This is a genomic window from Sphingopyxis sp. Geo25, from assembly GCF_949769135.1.
In the GTDB taxonomy this organism is placed as follows: domain Bacteria; phylum Pseudomonadota; class Alphaproteobacteria; order Sphingomonadales; family Sphingomonadaceae; genus Sphingopyxis.
The window spans coordinates 348,386-365,345 of record NZ_CATKOZ010000002.1; the positions used below are offsets into that span (position 1 = coordinate 348,386).

General features: G+C 67.6%; 15 protein-coding genes. 5 read left to right on the forward strand and 10 right to left on the reverse strand.

Annotated features, from left to right (window positions below; all coding sequences use genetic code 11):
• Positions 1 to 160: 160 nt before the first annotated feature.
• The 5 genes from clpX to QOL68_RS08930 form a co-directional block, all read right to left on the reverse strand.
• Positions 161 to 1,429: an ATP-dependent Clp protease ATP-binding subunit ClpX gene (gene clpX / locus QOL68_RS08910; protein ID WP_058455017.1), complete on the reverse strand. Its 1,269-nt coding sequence runs from the start codon at positions 1,427 to 1,429 to the stop codon at positions 161 to 163.
• Between the two features lie 189 nt (positions 1,430 to 1,618).
• Positions 1,619 to 2,269 (reverse strand): ATP-dependent Clp endopeptidase proteolytic subunit ClpP, encoded by a 651-nt coding sequence (gene clpP, locus QOL68_RS08915; protein ID WP_204991856.1) that lies wholly within the window; start codon positions 2,267 to 2,269, stop codon positions 1,619 to 1,621.
• 308 nt (positions 2,270 to 2,577) lie between these two features.
• Positions 2,578 to 2,916 (reverse strand): ferredoxin FdxA, encoded by a 339-nt coding sequence (fdxA, locus tag QOL68_RS08920; protein WP_058455019.1) that lies wholly within the window; start codon positions 2,914 to 2,916, stop codon positions 2,578 to 2,580.
• A 173-nt stretch (positions 2,917 to 3,089) separates the two neighbouring features.
• The gene (locus QOL68_RS08925; RefSeq protein WP_204991855.1) at positions 3,090 to 3,389 is read right to left on the reverse strand and encodes an RNA-binding S4 domain-containing protein; all 300 of its coding nucleotides are present in this window, start codon (positions 3,387 to 3,389) and stop codon (positions 3,090 to 3,092) included.
• A gap of 10 nt (positions 3,390 to 3,399) precedes the next feature.
• Entirely contained in the window at positions 3,400 to 6,195 is a 2,796-nt protein-coding gene (locus QOL68_RS08930; RefSeq protein WP_282948792.1) for a helicase-related protein, read from the reverse strand.
• Between the two features lie 295 nt (positions 6,196 to 6,490).
• Here QOL68_RS08930 and QOL68_RS08935 point away from each other — a divergent pair, with 295 nt between their 5' ends.
• The 5 genes from QOL68_RS08935 (at position 6,491) to QOL68_RS08955 (ending at position 12,446) form a co-directional block, all read left to right on the forward strand.
• Positions 6,491 to 8,029 carry a peptidoglycan DD-metalloendopeptidase family protein gene (locus QOL68_RS08935; RefSeq protein ID WP_282948790.1) on the forward strand — a complete coding sequence of 513 codons (1,539 nt, stop codon included), beginning with the start codon at positions 6,491 to 6,493 and terminating at the stop codon, positions 8,027 to 8,029.
• A gap of 61 nt (positions 8,030 to 8,090) precedes the next feature.
• Positions 8,091 to 9,089, forward strand: coding sequence for a porphobilinogen synthase (hemB, locus tag QOL68_RS08940; protein WP_058455022.1), 999 nt, complete (start codon positions 8,091 to 8,093; stop codon positions 9,087 to 9,089).
• Positions 9,086 to 9,625, forward strand: coding sequence for a GNAT family N-acetyltransferase (locus QOL68_RS08945; protein ID WP_282948787.1), 540 nt, complete (start codon positions 9,086 to 9,088; stop codon positions 9,623 to 9,625). Before hemB ends, QOL68_RS08945 begins: the two co-directional genes overlap by 4 nt.
• Positions 9,622 to 11,895: a spermidine synthase gene (locus tag QOL68_RS08950; protein WP_282948786.1), complete on the forward strand. Its 2,274-nt coding sequence runs from the start codon at positions 9,622 to 9,624 to the stop codon at positions 11,893 to 11,895. Before QOL68_RS08945 ends, QOL68_RS08950 begins: the two co-directional genes overlap by 4 nt.
• Complete coding sequence (locus QOL68_RS08955; protein ID WP_282948784.1) at positions 11,892 to 12,446, forward strand: gamma carbonic anhydrase family protein; 555 nt, start codon at positions 11,892 to 11,894, stop codon at positions 12,444 to 12,446. Before QOL68_RS08950 ends, QOL68_RS08955 begins: the two co-directional genes overlap by 4 nt.
• A gap of 149 nt (positions 12,447 to 12,595) precedes the next feature.
• On the opposite strand, the gene QOL68_RS08960 is transcribed toward QOL68_RS08955, so the two are convergent.
• The 5 genes from QOL68_RS08960 to dapF all read right to left on the reverse strand — a co-directional run bounded on the left by QOL68_RS08960 (position 12,596) and on the right by dapF (position 16,945).
• Positions 12,596 to 13,171: a urate hydroxylase PuuD gene (locus QOL68_RS08960; RefSeq protein WP_282948782.1), complete on the reverse strand. Its 576-nt coding sequence runs from the start codon at positions 13,169 to 13,171 to the stop codon at positions 12,596 to 12,598.
• Between the two features lie 78 nt (positions 13,172 to 13,249).
• Positions 13,250 to 13,927 carry an inner membrane-spanning protein YciB gene (locus tag QOL68_RS08965; protein WP_204991848.1) on the reverse strand — a complete coding sequence of 226 codons (678 nt, stop codon included), beginning with the start codon at positions 13,925 to 13,927 and terminating at the stop codon, positions 13,250 to 13,252.
• A complete protein-coding gene (gene ftsY, locus QOL68_RS08970) occupies positions 13,924 to 14,850 on the reverse strand; it encodes a signal recognition particle-docking protein FtsY (RefSeq protein WP_058455028.1) in 927 nt (308 codons plus the stop codon). The genes QOL68_RS08965 and ftsY overlap by 4 nt, the downstream gene beginning before the upstream one ends.
• Positions 14,847 to 16,142, reverse strand: coding sequence for a MiaB/RimO family radical SAM methylthiotransferase (locus QOL68_RS08975; protein ID WP_282948779.1), 1,296 nt, complete (start codon positions 16,140 to 16,142; stop codon positions 14,847 to 14,849). The genes ftsY and QOL68_RS08975 overlap by 4 nt, the downstream gene beginning before the upstream one ends.
• Positions 16,139 to 16,945 (reverse strand): diaminopimelate epimerase, encoded by an 807-nt coding sequence (gene dapF / locus QOL68_RS08980; RefSeq protein ID WP_204991846.1) that lies wholly within the window; start codon positions 16,943 to 16,945, stop codon positions 16,139 to 16,141. Before dapF ends, QOL68_RS08975 begins: the two co-directional genes overlap by 4 nt.
• Positions 16,946 to 16,960 lie beyond the last annotated feature (15 nt).

Sequence of the window (16,960 nt, forward strand, 5' to 3'; positions counted from 1 at the left end):
GTCGGCGAAAGGCTAAAAAAGCGCGAATTTCCGTGGCCCAAGCCAAACTATCCACAGGGTGAGCGGCTTTTTTTTGGCGAACTGTTGCTGCAATGCAACAAAAAGGGGCGCCGCGCATTGCGCGCGGCACCCCGTCATGTCCGGAAAAGGCGGTCGCGACTCAGGCGGCGTCGCCGGCTTCCTTTGCCTTGTCGGCATAGACGCGCACCGGATCCTTGCGGCCTTCGACGACGTCCTTGTCGACGACGATCTCGACGACGTCGGTGAGGTCGGGCAGGTCGAACATCGTGTCGAGCAGGATCGCCTCGACGATCGAGCGGAGGCCGCGCGCGCCGGTCTTGCGTTCGATCGCCTTCTTCGCGACGGCGATGAGCGCATCGTCGGTGAAGGTCAGCGACACTTCCTCGAGGTCGAACAGTTTCTTATACTGCTTGACCAGCGCGTTCTTGGGCTCGCCCAGAATCTTGACCAGCGCGTCGATGTCGAGATCCTCGAGCGTCGCGATGACCGGCAGGCGGCCGACGAATTCGGGGATCAGGCCGAACTTCAGCAGATCCTCGGGCTCGATATTCTTCAGCACCTCGCCCGCGCGGCGTTCGTCCGGCCCAGCGACATGCGCGCCGAAACCGATCGACTTGCCCTGCAGGCGGTCGCCGATGATCTTTTCGAGGCCCGCAAAGGCGCCGCCGGCGATGAACAGGATGTTCGTCGTGTCGACCTGCAGGAATTCCTGCTGCGGATGCTTGCGGCCGCCCTGCGGCGGAACGCTGGCGGTCGTGCCTTCCATCAGCTTGAGCAGCGCCTGCTGCACGCCTTCGCCCGACACGTCGCGGGTGATCGACGGGTTTTCGGCCTTGCGGCTGATCTTGTCGATCTCGTCGATATAGACGATGCCGCGCTGCGCCTTTTCGACATTATAGTCGCTGGCCTGCAGCAGCTTCAGGATGATATTCTCGACATCCTCGCCGACATAGCCCGCCTCGGTGAGCGTCGTCGCGTCGGCCATCGTGAAGGGCACGTCGAGAAAACGCGCGAGCGTCTGCGCGAGCAAGGTCTTGCCGCTGCCGGTCGGGCCGACGAGCAGGATGTTCGACTTCGCGAGTTCGACGTCTTCGCCGCGACCCGAGTTGGCGAGGCGCTTGTAATGGTTGTGGACCGCGACCGACAGCACGCGCTTGGCCTTGTTCTGGCCGATCACATAGGCGTCGAGATGCTGGCAGATTTCCAGCGGCGTCGGCACCGCGCCGTCCTTGCGCGCGGCGACCCCGCCCTTGATCTCTTCGCGGATGATGTCGTTGCAAAGCTCGACGCATTCGTCGCAGATGAACACGGTCGGTCCGGCAATCAGCTTGCGGACTTCGTGCTGCGACTTGCCGCAGAAGGAGCAGTAAAGAGTGCTCTTGCTGTCCGAGCCGCTCAATTTGGTCATATAATATCCTCTGGCGGACCCAAATGGGGCGCCGATTCCTTTATCCTAATCCCCGGCCACCCAATTACAATATGGCAATTGGGTGACATGGGTACAATATCCGGTCTGGCACAGGTCGGCGAAAGAGCCGTCAAGAAACGCGGTTACTGACCGTTCTGCGTTGCTTGATCCGGGCGCGCCGCGCGTTGCTCAGGGCGTCGGGCCTTCGCTGATTTCCTTGGGCGCCTCATCGCCGGGCAGGCCCGGACGGCGATCGTACACATGGTCGACAAGGCCGAAGGCCTTGGCTTCGTCGGCCTCGAGGAAGGTGTCGCGGTCCATCGCCTTCTCGATCTCTTTCAGCGACTTGCCGGTATATTTGACATAGAGGTCGTTCATCCGCTTGCGGATGCGCAGAATTTCCTTGGCCTGAATCTCGATGTCCGATGCCATGCCGCGCGCGCCGCCCGAAGGCTGGTGGATCATGACCCGCGCATTCGTCAGCGCGACGCGCATCCCGGGCTCGCCCGCCGCGAGCAGGAAGCTGCCCATCGAGGCGGCCTGGCCGATGCAGACGGTGCCGACGCGCGGACGGATATATTGCATCGTGTCGTGGATCGCCATGCCCGCCGTGACGACGCCGCCCGGCGAGTTGATGTACATATAGATGTCCTTCTTCGGATTTTCCGATTCGAGGAACAAGAGCTGCGCGACGATCAGCGAGGCCATATTGTCCTCGACCTCGCCGGTGACGAAAACGATCCGTTCGCGCAGCAGGCGCGAGAAAATGTCGAAGCTGCGTTCGCCGCGACTCGTCTGTTCGACGACGACGGGAACAAGGGCGGCCAGCGGATCGATCATCGGGATTAAGTCCTTACATTTATCGGGTTGCCGCGCCGAGGACCGGCGGGCTGCCCCTCCGTCGCCCTACATCGGCGGCAAGACGGAGCGTTTCAAGGGGGCAAATTGTCGTGCGGCGGATCGGGGCGTTCCTTTGTGATCCCTGACTTGATCCGGGATCGACTTCTCCGGTCGCTGCGCGAATGGTCCCCGGATCAAGTCCGGGATGACGATGCAGGTCGGGTCACCGCGAGGCCGAACGCATCGCGACCCCGAAAAGAAAAGAGGCGGGAATGACCCGCCCCTTTGCCTTGCCGCCGGTGCGACGATCAGTCGCCTTCGCCGGGCTCGGCGGAGAAATGGTTCTCGTACTTGCCCTCGACGCCCTTCCATTCGTCGGCGTCGGCGGGGCTGTCCTTCTTGACCGTGATGTTCGGCCATTCGGCGCTGAACTTGCTGTTCACTTCGAGCCACTTTTCGAGACCGCTTTCGGTGTCGGGCAGGATCGCCTCGGCGGGGCATTCGGGTTCGCACACGCCGCAGTCGATGCACTCGTTCGGATTGATGACGAGCATATTCTCGCCCTCATAGAAACAGTCGACGGGGCAGACCTCGACGCAGTCCATATATTTGCACCGGATGCAGGCGTCCGTCACAACATAGGTCATGGGCTTTTGCTCCCTTGGCCGGCGGCACCCTTGCCGTCCGGATGATCGTTCGACCCGCCTCTATGCCGCGCGAACGCGGCGCGTCAACGCAAAGCGTCAGTTGCGAATCACTCTCATTCTGTAGGCCAGCGGCGACGGTTTCGGACGACAGCTTTTCCTTCGCCGCCGATAGCTCAGATGGAGGCGACGGGTGCTCCGGCATCGAGCCGGATATAGCAGGCCTGCGCTTCGGGCGCGGGGCCGCGGCGCCCGGGGAGGGTGAGGAGGCGGATCACCTCGATGCGCTCGCCGACGGGCAGCACCAGCGTTGCACCGGCATGGACCGCGGCCGAGGGGCGGGTGATACGGCGGCCGTCGAGGCGGATATGTCCCGCGGCCACCATCGCCTGCGCGATGCTGCGCGAGCGCGCAAAACGCAGGTACCAGAGCAGCTTGTCGAGCCGGATGCTTCCTGCGGCGCCGGGACTGGCCATCGGCGCGCCGTCAATCCTTGCGCACGTCGGCGAGCAGCGCGGCGAGGCCCGCGAACGGGCTGTGGGGCGACGGGCCGCGCCGTTGCGGGCGGTCGGGGCGCGGCGAGCGCGGCGCGGCGTTGGCGGGGGCCGGGATTCCATGCTTCTGGCCGGGCTTCTGGCCATGCTTCGGTCGCCGGCCGCTGGCCTGCTTGGCGTGCGAGCGCTCTGCCTTGCCCTTGGCGGCGGGGGTGTTTTCGTGCGGCTGCCCCTTGCCATGCTTGCGGCGCTGGCGCTTGTCGGGATGCTTGAGCCCCGCCCAGCGCCAGCGTTGCAGCGCCGGGTCGCCGACGGTGCGGAAGCCGAAGCTTTGCAGCAGGGCGCGGCGCGTCTCCTCGTCGAGGCCTAGCGAGGTGGCGAGCGCGGGGTCGATCGCGAACCCCGGCGGCGAGGCGGCGGTGGCGTCATGGCCGTCGTCGGCGTGATGCGCGTCATGACGGTCGTCGTCGCCCGCACGCGCCTTGCCGGGGATCGCCGCCGCCTGGATGCGCGCGGCGTGCGCCTGACGCGCGAGCCGCTCGGCCATGTCGATGCGCAGCCAGCCCGCGGCGCAGCGGCGGAAGCCGGCGATGCGCAGCCCGGTGTGGCTGCCGGTCTTTTGCAGCACCGCGCCCTGCGGCGGCAGCGCGGGCACGCTCTCGCCCTGCTGCGCGGCGAGCAGCGCGGCGCGCCAGCGCACCGCCTCGGGCTTCAGAAGCTGGTGGTGGAAGATGTCGAGCGAGCCGATGGTCAGGCCGAGCTTGCGGAGCTGCGGCCGCTCTTCGGCGCTCATCGCCTCGAGCTGCGCTTCGACCGAGGCGCGCGGGACGGTGCCGCCGCCATCGACGAGCGCGGCGAGCAGCGCGCGGACGCGCGGCGGGGTGAAGAGGTCGCCCGCCGCTTCTCCCATCGTGGCGAGCGGCCCTGCGTGGCGCGCAAGCTGCTGCGCGACGAAAATCTGCAACCGCTCCGAGATCGCCTGAACCTGCTGCGGCTCGAGGCGGCGCAGCGATGCGTCGATCTGGATCGCGGGCTGGACGAGCGTCGGTCCGCGCGCGAGCGTCGCGACGATGTGTCCGTGCCAGGCGAGGCGCGGCGCGGCGCCGGCTTCGCTGACGAGCGACAGCGCGTTATCCTCGCCTGCGGCCAAGGTCGCGGCGCGGCGCGCGAGTTCGCTGCGCAGATGCTTTTCCGCCGCAGCAAGGAGCAGGCGGTGGTCGCTTGCCCGCGCCCGCGCATCGACCTTGAACGAAAAGCCCTTGAGCGTGCCGATCGGCTCGCCATCGACCGCGACGGTGCCGTCGACGGCGACCGCGACGGGAAGCGAGGCGTGACGCTGCCCCGCGTCGCGGATCAGCAGCGCGAGGCGGCGGTCGACGAAACGCTGCGCGAGCGCGGCGTGCAGCGCGTCGGAGAGGCGCGATTCGAGGTCCTGCGTCCGCTCGGTCCATCCGGCGCCGCCCGCGATCCAGTCGCCGCGCTGCGCGATGAAACAGAGCGTGCGGACCGCCGCGATGCGGCTCGCGAGCTGGTCGATGTCGCCGTCGGTGTCGTCGAGCCGCGCGAGGCGTTTGGCGAACCAGTCGGGATCGATCATCCCGTCGCCGCTCGTCCGCCATTGCCAGAGTTTCAGCACCGTGCGGCTGTGATGCTCGGCGCCTAGCTGTTCGAAATCGGGGAGGCCGCAGACGTCCCAGAGGCGCGCGACCGCTTCGGGCTCGTTCCCGCGCATCCGCACTTCCATGTCGCCGGCGAGATGTTTCAGGACCGCGATGTCGACCGCCTCGGGCGCGGGGCGCAATGTCGGCTGCCCCGGCGGCTGTGCCAGATCGGCGAGCAGCACGTCGAGCGTGTCGTAGCGCGGGGTCGGGTTGCGCCAGAACAGGCTGGCGAGCGGCGGGAAATGATGTCCCTCGATCGCCAGGATTTCCTCGGGCGTGAAGCCGCCCTGCGGCAGGCCGACGGTGCCGAAACTGCCGTCCTGCTGGTGGCGACCCGCGCGCCCCGCGATCTGCGCCATTTCGGAGATCGTCAGGCGGCGGAGGCGGCGTCCGTCGAATTTCTGCAGGCTCGCGAAGGCGACATGCTGGACGTCGAGGTTGAGCCCCATGCCGATCGCGTCGGTCGCGACGAGATAGTCGACCTCGCCCGCCTCGAACATCGCGACCTGCGCGTTGCGCGTCTTGGGGCTGAGCGCGCCCATCACGACCGCCGCGCCGCCCGAGAAGCGGCGGAGCATTTCCGCGATCGCGTAAACCTCCTCGGCCGAGAAGGCGACGATCGCCGAGCGCTTCGGCAGCCGCGACAGCTTCGATGGTCCGGCGTAGCTCAGGGTCGAGAAGCGGGGGCGGGTGACGATTTCGGCCTCGGGAACGAGGCTGCGGACCAGACCCCTGGTCGTCGCCGAGCCGAGGATCATCGTCTCCTCGCGCCCGCGTGCCCGCAGAAGGCGGTCGGTGAAGACATGGCCGCGCTCGGGATCGGCGCCGAGCTGGACCTCGTCGATGCCGACGAAGGCGACGTCGCGGTCGACCGGCAACGCCTCCATCGTCCCGAGCAGGTAGCGCGCGCCCGGCGGCATGATGCGCTCCTCGCCCGTCACCAGCGCAACCTCGGCCGCGCCCTTGATCGCGACGACGCGGTCGTAAACCTCGCGCGCAAGCAAGCGCAGCGGGAAGCCGATCATGCCGCTCGCATGGGCGGTCAGGCGCTCGACCGCCAAATGGGTTTTGCCGGTGTTGGTGGGGCCAAGGACAGCCTTGACCGGAGTGGAAGAGAAGGACGTCATTGTCGTTGGCACCACGCTGACACGCTCGCGCCCGCCACGCAACAGCCGATCGTCGGACGGTGCAGGCGAGCGCGCATTTTTCCGCGCGCGACACACTGCATCGCGCCGCCGCCACGGCCCACCGCAGGACTCCCGCGATACCCAGCCATTAAATTGACTTTAACGACCTTTCTTTACAGACAGCGGGCCGAAAAGATCATTCGGCGGCCGGGTCAAAGGGAGGCCCGTCGAGCGGGGGTTGCATTTTTTGTTCCAGCGCCACGAACCCATATCGGGTCACGAGCCCATTGCGGGTATGTCCGGCAATACGGCCGTGCTGTCGATGGCGCAGGCAATTCCGTTTCGCCCCGTGCGCGCCGATCCCGAACCGCTGTCGTGGCGCGACCGGCTGGCGCATCTCGACCTTGTTCCCGATCTTGGCGCCGATATCGGTTCGCAGGACTGGTGGCGCGGCCTCGCGACGCTGACCCTGCTGTGCGGCGCGGCCATTTCGACCTTCCCCGGCGTCAAGCCGCTGTCGGTGCGCGCGCCTGCGCTCGACGCCGCCGATTTTAACGAAGCCCGTGCGCAGATGATCGTGCCGCTGGCATTCGGCGGCGACACCGGCCGCCACATGGCGGCGACCGACGCCGTTCGCCCGCTCGCCCAGACCCCCGAACGCCCGCAGATCGAATTGACCGCAACCCTGGGGGCAGGCGACAGCTTCGCCCGCGTCCTCGAACGCTCGGGCGTCGGCAGCGGCGACGCGCAGGCGATCGCGGCGCAGGTGTCGAGCGCCGTCCCGCTTGCCGACATCGCGCCGGGCACGCGCGTCGACCTGATCCTCGGCCGCCGCGCCGCGCGCACGATGCCGCGCCCGGTCGACGCGCTCGCGATGCGCGCGCGCTTCGACCTTCGGATCGAGATGGAGCGGGAGGGCGGCCGCCTCGTCATGCGCCGCATCCCGATCGCGGTCGATTCGACCCCGCTGCGCATCCGCGGCACGGTCGGCGGCAGCCTCTATCGCTCGGCGCGCGCCGCGGGCGCTTCGCCCGAGGTGATCCAGTCTTACCTCCGCGTCATCGGCCGCCAGATTTCGGTCGGCAGCGACATACGGTCGAGCGACCAGTTCGACATCATCGTCGACCATCGCCGCGCCGAGACGGGCGAGAGCGAGACGGGCAAACTGCTCTACGCGGGTCTCGTCCGCGGCGGCAAGGCGAAGCTGTCGATGATCGAATGGACTGTCGACGGCCGCACCCAATGGTTCGAGGCATCGGGCGTCGGCGAACAACGCGGCGGCATGGTCCGCCCGACCAACGGGCGCATTACCTCGACCTTCGGGATGCGCCGCCACCCGATCCTCGGCTATCGCCGGATGCACAGCGGTGTCGATTTCGGCGGCGGCTATGGCGCCCCCATCTATGCCGTCAGCGACGGCTTCGTGTCGATCGCCGGCCGCACGGGTGGCTTCGGCAATTATGTCAAGCTCAGCCATGGCGGCGGGCTCGGCACCGGCTATGGCCATATGAGCCGTATCGCGGTGCGTCCGGGCCAGCATGTCTCGCGCGGGCAGGTGATCGGCTATATCGGGTCGAGCGGACTGTCGACGGGTCCGCACCTTCATTACGAGGTCTATCGCAACGGCGTGCCGGTCAATCCGATGTCGGTCGCGTTCGTGACGCGCGCGCAGCTCGAGGGCAAGGCGCTCGCCGACTTCCGCGCGCGCATCCGCCAGCTCACCTCGGTCGCGCCGGGCGCCGCGATGTCGGCGGTCGTGGCGAAGCCCGCCGAGGGGCCCAAGCTCGGCTCGCTCGCCGACGTCGCAGAGAAGCGGGTCGGCGGCGGCATCTGACCGCGCGCCGCGCGCACCAATATCCATTTGCCCTCGGGCCGCACGCCGCTATGCACGCGGCATGACTCATGCCCCCTTTCCCGACCTGCGTCTCCGCCGCACGCGCCGCACCGGCTGGAGCCGGGCGATGGTGCGCGAGCATCACCTGACGCCGTCGAACCTGATCTGGCCGCTCTTCGTCTGTCCCGGCGACGGCGCCGAGGAGCCGATCGCGAGCCTGCCGGGCGTGTCGCGCTGGTCGGTCGACCGGATCGTCGACCGCGCGAAGGAAGCCGCCGCCGCCGGCATCCCGTGCCTTGCGCTGTTCCCTTACACCGAGCCCGCGCTGCGGAGCGAGGACGGCGCCGAAGCGCTCAACCCCGACAATCTGATGTGCCGAGCGACCGCCGCGATCAAGCAGGCGCTCGGCGACGACATCGGCGTCCTCACCGACGTCGCGCTCGACCCCTATACCAGCCATGGACAGGACGGGCTGATCGGCGACACGGGCTATGTCCTCAACGACGAGACGGTCGAGGTGCTGGTCGGGCAGGCGCTGAATCAGGCGCGCGCGGGCGCCGACATCATCGCGCCGTCGGACATGATGGACGGCCGCGTCGGCGCGATCCGCGAGGCGCTGGAGACCGAGGGTTTCGGTCATGTCCAGATCATGAGCTATGCAGCCAAATATGCCTCGGCCTTCTACGGCCCGTTCCGCGATGCGGTCGGCTCGCGCGGGCTGCTCAAGGGCGACAAGAAGACCTACCAGATGGACCCGGCGAACGTTGAGGAGGCGCTGCGCGAGGTCGAACAGGATCTCGCCGAGGGTGCCGACAGCGTGATGGTGAAGCCCGGTCTGCCCTATCTCGACGTCGTGCGCGCGGTGAAGGAGCATTTCGCCGTGCCGGTCTATGCCTATCAGGTGTCGGGCGAATATGCGATGATCGAGGCGGCAGCGGCGGTAGGCGCGGGCGACCGCGACGCGCTGGTGCTCGAAACCCTGCTTGCCTTCCGCCGCGCGGGCGCGTCGGGGGTGCTGACCTATCACGCCCTGCACGCCGCGCGGCTGCTCGGCGCATGATCGAGACCGCGCGACTGATCATGCGGTCGTGGCGCGACGAGGACATCGCGCCGTTCCAGCAGATTTGCAGCGATCCCGATGTGATGGCGACGCTCGGCCCGCCGCTCGACATGGACGAGACTGAGGCGCTGATCGGGCGGGTCCGCGCGATCGAGGCGGAGCATGGTCACACCTTTTGGGCGCTCGAACGCAAGGAGGACGCGCGGCTGATCGGCTGGTGCGGGGTGATTCGGGGCAGCGCAGGCCCGGTCGCGGGCAAGGCCGAACTCGGCTGGCGGCTCGCGCGCGACGCCTGGGGCGCGGGCTATGCGAGCGAGGCGGCGCGCGGCGCGGCGGACTGGGCGCTGGCGCATCTTCCCGACGACGATCTCTGGGCGATCACCTGGGAAGGCAATGGGCGTAGCCGCGCGGTGATGGAGCGGCTCGGCATGGCCTATCGGGCGGGGCTGGATTTCGATCATCCAAAGCTGGCGGAGGGCGATCCGCTGCGCCGGCATGTCACCTATTCAATGGCGAGGACCAAGGCCGCAGCATGACGAACCGCGAAGCATCGAGCCCGCGCCGCTGGCTGTTCGTGCTGACGATCCTCGTCGGCAGTTTCCTGCTCTTTCAGGTCCAGCCGATGGTCGCGCGCATGGTGCTGCCGAAACTCGGCGGGGCGCCCGCAGTATGGAACAGCGCGATGCTCGTCTATCAGGCGCTGCTGCTCGGCGGCTATGCCTATGCGCACTGGCTCGGCCGTTTTGCGGTCCGGCGGCAGGCGACGATCCATGTCGCGCTGCTCCTCGTCGCGGCGCTGTGGCTGCCGATCGGCATCGCGAACCTCGCGCCGCCCGCGCCGGGGCAGGAGGCGCTATGGGTGCCGCTGCTGCTGCTCGCCTCGATCGGTCCCGTTTTCTTCGCGGTGTCGGCGCAGGCGCCGCTGATGCAGCGCTGGTTCGCCGCCGACGCGCGCGCGGGCGATCCCTATTATCTCTATGCGGCGTCGAACCTCGGCAGCTTTGCGGGGCTGATCAGCTATCCGGCGCTGGTCGAGCCCTCTATGCCGCTGGCGACGCAGAGCTGGCTGTGGACCGCGGGCTATGGCGTGCTGGTGCTGCTCGTCGCGGCAAGCGGCGCGGCGCGCTGGCGCGGCGAGGCGGTCCACGAGACCGAAAGCGTCGCTGCTGGCGAATCGCGCCCGACGCTGCGCCGCCAGATCCACTGGCTGCTGCTCGCGGCGGTGCCGTCGGGGCTGATGCTGTCGACGACGACGCATCTCACCACCGACATCGTCGCGATGCCTTTGCTCTGGGTGCTGCCGCTCGGTCTCTACCTGTTGAGCTTCGTCATCGCCTTCTCGACCGCCGAGCGGCTGACGCAGGTTTTCACGACGATCGCGCCCGCGGTCCTGCTGTCGGTCGGCGGGCTGGCGTTGCTCAGCACCAGCGGGGGTACGATGCTCGTCGCGCTCGCGGCGCTCGCGATGCAGTTCATCGTCGCGGTCGCGCTGCACGGCTATCTCTATCATCTGCGCCCCGCAACGCAGCACCTGACGCTCTTCTATCTCGTCATGTCGGCGGGCGGCGTGCTTGGCGGTTTGTTCGCGGCGCTGTTCGCGCCGCTTCTGTTCGACTGGGTCTATGAGCATCCGTTGCTCGTCCTCGCCGCCGCCATGCTGCTGCCGCTGCCGGCCTTGTTCCCTTGGGACAAATGGGCGAAGCTGTCTCCCGCGACCGCGCGGACGATCGTCGCCGCGCTTATGGGGGTCGCCGCCTTCGCCTGCTGGAAGATGGTGCATTTGTGGCTCGGCCGGATCGAGGGCGAGGTTGCGATGTGGGGGATCCTGCTCTTCGTCATCGGGCTGCTCGTGATCGGCTGGCGATGGGCCTTCGTCCTGTCGCTCGCGATGCTGATGCTGGGGGTCGGCGGCTGGGGCACGCTGCAGGAAAGCTTTACCGGCAATCGCGTGCGCAGCTATTTCGGCGTCTACACCGTCACCGATTATCCCGCCGAACATCAGCGCCGGTTGGCGCACGGCACGACCTTGCACGGACTGCAGCGCACCGACGCGCCCCACCAGCTCGAACCGACGACCTATTACGGCCACCAGTCGGGGGTCGGCCTGACGCTCGACCGGGCGGAGGAACTGGCGGGCCCGACGGCATCGGTCGGCCTCGTCGGCCTCGGTGCCGGGACGCTGTCCTGCTATCGCAAACCCGGCCAGCGCTGGACGATCTTCGAGATCGACCCGGCGATGGCGAAGATCGCGCGCGACCCGTCCAAATTCACCTTCATCAGCGAATGCGCCCCCGACGTGCCGATCGTGATCGGCGACGCGCGGCTCCAGATCGCGAAGCTGCCGCCGGCGCAGTTCGACATATTGGTGATCGACGCCTTTTCTTCCGATGCGATCCCGCTGCACCTGCTGACCGCCGAGGCGATCGGCATCTATGCGCGCGCGCTGAAGCCGGGCGGGGTGCTGCTGATCCACATCTCGAACCGCTTCTTTGAGCTCGAGCCGGTGCTGTCGACCGAGGCGCGGGCGCGCGGCTGGTCCGCGGCGATCCGTATGGACACGCGGCCCGACGAACTCAGTGGTCGCGATGACATCGGCGCCTTGACCGGATCGAACTGGGTCGCGCTGACCGCAACATCTGCGCGGTTGCAGCAGTTGACGGGCGGGCTGAAGCCGCGCGAAAAGACCGAGGCCGACGGCGTGTGGGTGCCGCTCGAACGGCGGGCAGGCTTCCAGCGCTGGACCGACGATTATGCCTCGACCCTGCCGGTCCTGCTGTGGGGCCATCTTATCGGAAGGCGCGAATGACCCATAAAGACGTCAGCATCATCGCCGTGAACGGCAAGGCGCCGCAGATCGACCCCAGCGCCTTCATCGCGCCGGGATGCCGGATCATCGGCGACGTGACGATCGGCCCCGACGTCAGCATCTGGTACAATTGCGTGCTGCGCGCCGATGTCAGCCATATCGTCGTCGGCGCCCGCTCGAACATCCAGGACGGCAGCGTCGTGCATTGCGACGGTCCGATGCCGCACCGGCCCGACGGGTACCCCACGATCATCGGCGAGGATGTGCTGATCGGCCATCTGGCGATGGTGCATGGCTGCACATTGGCGGATCGCGCCTTCGTCGGGCTCAAGGCGACGGTGATGAACGGCTGCGTGATCGGCAGCGACGCGATGCTTGCGGCGGGCGCGTTGCTCACCGAGCACAAGGAGATTCCCGGCCGCGAGCTATGGGCCGGATCGCCCGCGCGGCGTGTGCGCGATATCGACGATGCGCAGGCCGCGGGGATGCAGATGGGCGTCGCGCACTATGTGCACAACGGCCGCATGCACAAGGTGGCGGTGGAAGGGTAAGTAAATCCTCCCTGTGGCGAAGCCATGGGGAGGGGGACCGTCCGCGAAGCGGATGGTGGAGGGGCCTTGCCACGGTAGCGCTATGGCCCCTCCGTCAGCGCTTCGCGCTGCCACCTCCCCATCGCTGCGCGACAGGGAGGATCGTCACATCAGCTGAAGTTCACCATCGCATAGAGCATCGGGATAGACAGCAAAGTGTTGGTCCGCGAAAAGATCATCGCGGTCTTGGCCGAGGCCGCCTTGGTCGCATCGTCCGCCTCGACGATGCCGAGCGCCTTCTTCTGGTTCGGCCAGATCACGAACCAGACGTTGAACGCCATGATCAGGCCCAGCCACATGCCCGCGCCGATTAAGCGAAAATCAGGGTCTGCGAGAGAAAGCGCGGGCGCCAAATACTTCATATGTCCCGCAATCGCGACGCCCAGCAACACGGTGATCAGCGCCGCCCATCGGAACCAGAACAGGGCGGCAGGGGCGATATGTTTGCCGACTGCGGGCTTCAGTTCGGCCGGGATCTTTGGCATCGTGGGAATCTGGACGAAATTGAAATAGTAAAGCAGGCCGATCCACAGCACGCCGAAGAAGGTGTGCAGCCAGCGCATGACCGCATTTGCTGCCGCGACTCCGCTATCGAAACTCGAGCCGTTCAGGCCCAGCATCAGGATGATCGCAAGTACGAGGCCTGCGCCGAGTACGGCGTGCAGATTACCGAAAAATTTGTCCATGATAGTCCCCCTCCATCTGTTTCGCCTCCGCGCGACCCGGAAGCGTGAAGGGGGATATGCCAGCGAGTGGCGGCGGGCTCAAGCTTGCTTGTCGGCGCCCTCGGTAACCGCAAGGCCGTGCTTCAGCATCACCGGCACCTGCGTCAGCGTGAAGAGAAAGGAGAGGGCGGTGACGCCCCAGACCTTGATCGTCAGCCAGAGGTCGAAGCTCATCTGCTTCGCCTGGATGAGTTCGTACATCACATGGTTGGCGACGCCGAGCGCGGCGAAGAACAGGCCCCAGTTGCGCGACAGCAGCAGCCAGCCCCGTTCGGTCACCCCCTCGAGCGCCGATTGCAGCAGATATTTGAGCATCGGCTTCTTGAGGAGCCAGCCGCCGAGCAGCAGCACCGCGAAGGCGGCGTAGATGATCGTCGGCTTCATCACGATGAAGCGCTCGTCGTGGAACCAGATGGTCAGCGCGCCGAAACCGAGGACGAGGATGCTCGACATCCACAGCATCGGCGAAATGCGCCCGAGCTTCCACTTCGAGACGATCATCGCGACGATGATCGCCGCCATGAAGGCAATCGTGCCCTTGATCGCGCCGGTGGTCGCGGCGAAAGCGCCGGTGCCTCCGGAGGAGAATTTATAGGTCAGGAAGAAGACGAGCAGCGGCCCGAAATCGATTGCGAAGTTGAGCCAGCCATGTTTGGCGGGCGGCGGCGCGGGGATCGGCTCGGGGCCGCCCGGAAGCTGGTCTATCTGTTCGCTCATCGGATGTTTCCGGCAATGATGCCCGCGATCTCGTCGGCGTCGAACGGGCGAAGATCGTCGATCGTCTCGCCGATGCCGATCGCGTGGATGGGAAGGCCGTGGCGCTCGGCCGCGGCGACAAGAACGCCGCCGCGCGCGGTGCCGTCGAGCTTGGTCATCACGAGCCCGGTGACCCCCGCGACCTCGCGGAACACGTCGATCTGCGACAACGCATTCTGCCCGGTCGTCGCGTCGAGGACGAGCACAACGTCGTGCGGCGCGGCGGGGTTGAGGCGGCCGAGCACGCGCTTGATCTTCGCAAGCTCGTCCATCAGCTCGCGCTTGTTCTGGAGCCGCCCGGCGGTGTCGACGATCAGCACGTCGATGCCGGTCGCGGTCGCCTGCTTCACCGCATCGAAGACGATTCCCGCACTGTCGCCGCCTTCGGGGCCGGCCATGATCGGCACGCCGAGCCGTTCGGCCCAGACTTTGAGCTGGCCGATCGCGGCGGCGCGGAAGGTGTCGCCAGCGACGAGCATCACGCCATAATCCTGTTCCTGGAACAGGTGCGCGAGCTTGGCGATGGTGGTGGTCTTCCCCGATCCGTTGACGCCGATCACCAATATGACCTGAGGGCGGGGGAAGGCGTCGATGTCGAGCGGCTCGGCGACGGGGCGCAGCACCGCGGCGATCTCTTCCGCTACCACCTTGCGCAACTCGTCGGTGCCGTTCGCGGCGACGTCGCGGCGTTCGGACAGGCGGTCGCGGATGCGCGCGGCCATGTTCGGGCCGAGGTCTGCGGTGATCAGCGCATCCTCGATCCGGTCGAGATCGTCGTCGTCGAGCCGCGATTTGCCGGTGAGCCCCGACAGATTCTCGCCGAGCCGCTCCGACGTGCGCTTGAGACCGCCGAGCAGGCGTTCGCTCCAGCTGAGGCCGCTCATGCCGCGAGCATCCTGTCGCCCTCGCGCGCGGTCAGGCGAACCGGCAGGATGCTGCCGGGTTCGGCGGGCGTCGCCAGCGTCAGCGCTGCGAAATTTTCGGCATGGCCGGTCAGCCCGTCGCGCTCGACGAGCATCGACGCGGTGCGGCCGACCTGTCCGTCGAGCCAGGCGGCGCGGCGGTGCGCGCTGGCTTCGCGGAGCTTGGCCGCACGCTCGCGGGCGATGGCGCGGCCGACCTGCGGCATCCGCGCGGCGGGGGTGCCGGCGCGCGGGCTGTACGGAAAGATATGGCCGAAGACGATGTCGCAATCGTCGATCAGGGCCATCGAATTGGCGAACATCTTGTCATCCTCGGTGGGAAATCCTGCGATCAGGTCGGCGCCGATCGCGATATCGGGGCGCGCGGCCTTCAGCCGCCCGGTCAGGCGCACCGCGTCGGCGCGGCGGTGGCGGCGCTTCATGCGGGTGAGAATCATGTCGTCGCCCGCCTGCAGCGACAGATGGACGTGCGGCATCACGCGTGCTTCCTCCGTCAGCAGCGCAAACAGCGCATCGTCGACGCGGTCCGGGTCGAGCGACGAGAGGCGCAGGCGTTCGACGGGGAGGTCAAGCAAGGATTCGATCAGCGCGGCAAGGCTGGTGCCGCTGTCGTCGCCAAAGCTCGCGAGGTCGACGCCCGTCAGGATGATCTCGCGCTGGCCGAACTCGATCGCGGTGCGCGCGGCGGCGATGATCGCCTCGGTCGTTGCGGAACGGGCGATACCGCGCGCGAGCACGGTCGCGCAGAAGGTGCAGCTGTGCGAGCAGCCGGTCTGGACGCCGAGGAAAGCGCGGGCGTGGTCGGCGCCGGAGAGGGCGGGTTGGTACGGTGCGGGTTTATCAAAAGTCATGTTCCCCCGCGAAGGCGGGGGTCCATCTCCCGCCGGTGCTATTTCGCGCCTGCCGGTGATGGGTCCCCGCCTTCGCGGGGACACGGGGGCTTTATAGCTTTCAACCAAACCCTTGGCATCGTTGCGTACCACTCGCGCGCCCATCGCAGCAAAGGTTTCGGCCTCCAGCTCCGCCGCGCATCCCGTCACCACGACCTCGGCCCCCGGCCGGTCGCGCAGCGCGCGCCGCACCGCCTGCCGCGCCTGCCGCACCGCTTCGTCGGTGACGGCGCAGCTGTTGAAGACGATCGTGTCGCGCGCGCCCGCCGCCTTGGCCGCGGCGCGTACCGCCTCGCCCTCGGCGATGTTGAGCCGGCAACCGAAATTGACGACCTCGACGCGGTCGGCGAGCGCAATCGTCATCCGAAGCGCGTCCAGTCGGTCTCGCCGTCATAGACGCGCGTCGCGGCGCCGCTCATCACGATCGGCTCGCCGGGCGCCCAGCGGATGATCAGGTCGCCGCCGGGCAGCGACACGGTGACGGGCGATTTGACCAGCCCGGCGCGGATTGCGGCGACCGCGGTCGCGCACGCCCCGGTGCCGCACGCCTGCGTCAGGCCCACGCCGCGCTCCCAGACGCGGAGCTGGAGCTGGTTCTCGCCGTCGAGGCTCGCGACATTGACGTTGACGCGCTCGGGGAACAGCGGATCGGTCTCGATCCGCGGGCCGAGTTCGTCGAGCGCGATCGCATCGGCCTCGGGCACGAAGAAGATGATGTGTGGATTGCCGACATTGACCGCGGCGCCATGTTCGAGCTCGTCCCAGGCGACGGGCATGTCGCGCGTGTCCATCGGCATCGCGAGCGGGATATGCTCCCAGTCGAACACCGGTTCGCCCAGCACCACCTCGGCACCGCCGTCGGCAGGGGTGACGCGCAGCATCCCGCCCAGCGTCTCGATCACCGATGGTTCGCCGAGCAGCGTGGCGACACAGCGCGTCGCATTGCCGCACGCCTCGACCTCGCTGCCGTCGGCATTGAAGATGCGCATCTTCACATCGGCGCTTGTCGAGGGTTCGAGCAGGATAAGCTGGTCGCATCCGATGCCGAAGCTGCGGTCGGCGATCGCATGGGCGCGCGCCGGGGTCATCTCGACGGGACGCTCGCGCGCGTCGATGACCACGAAGTCGTTGCCCAGCCCATGCATCTTGGTGAAGCGGTCAGCCATAGCCGCGCATGTAAG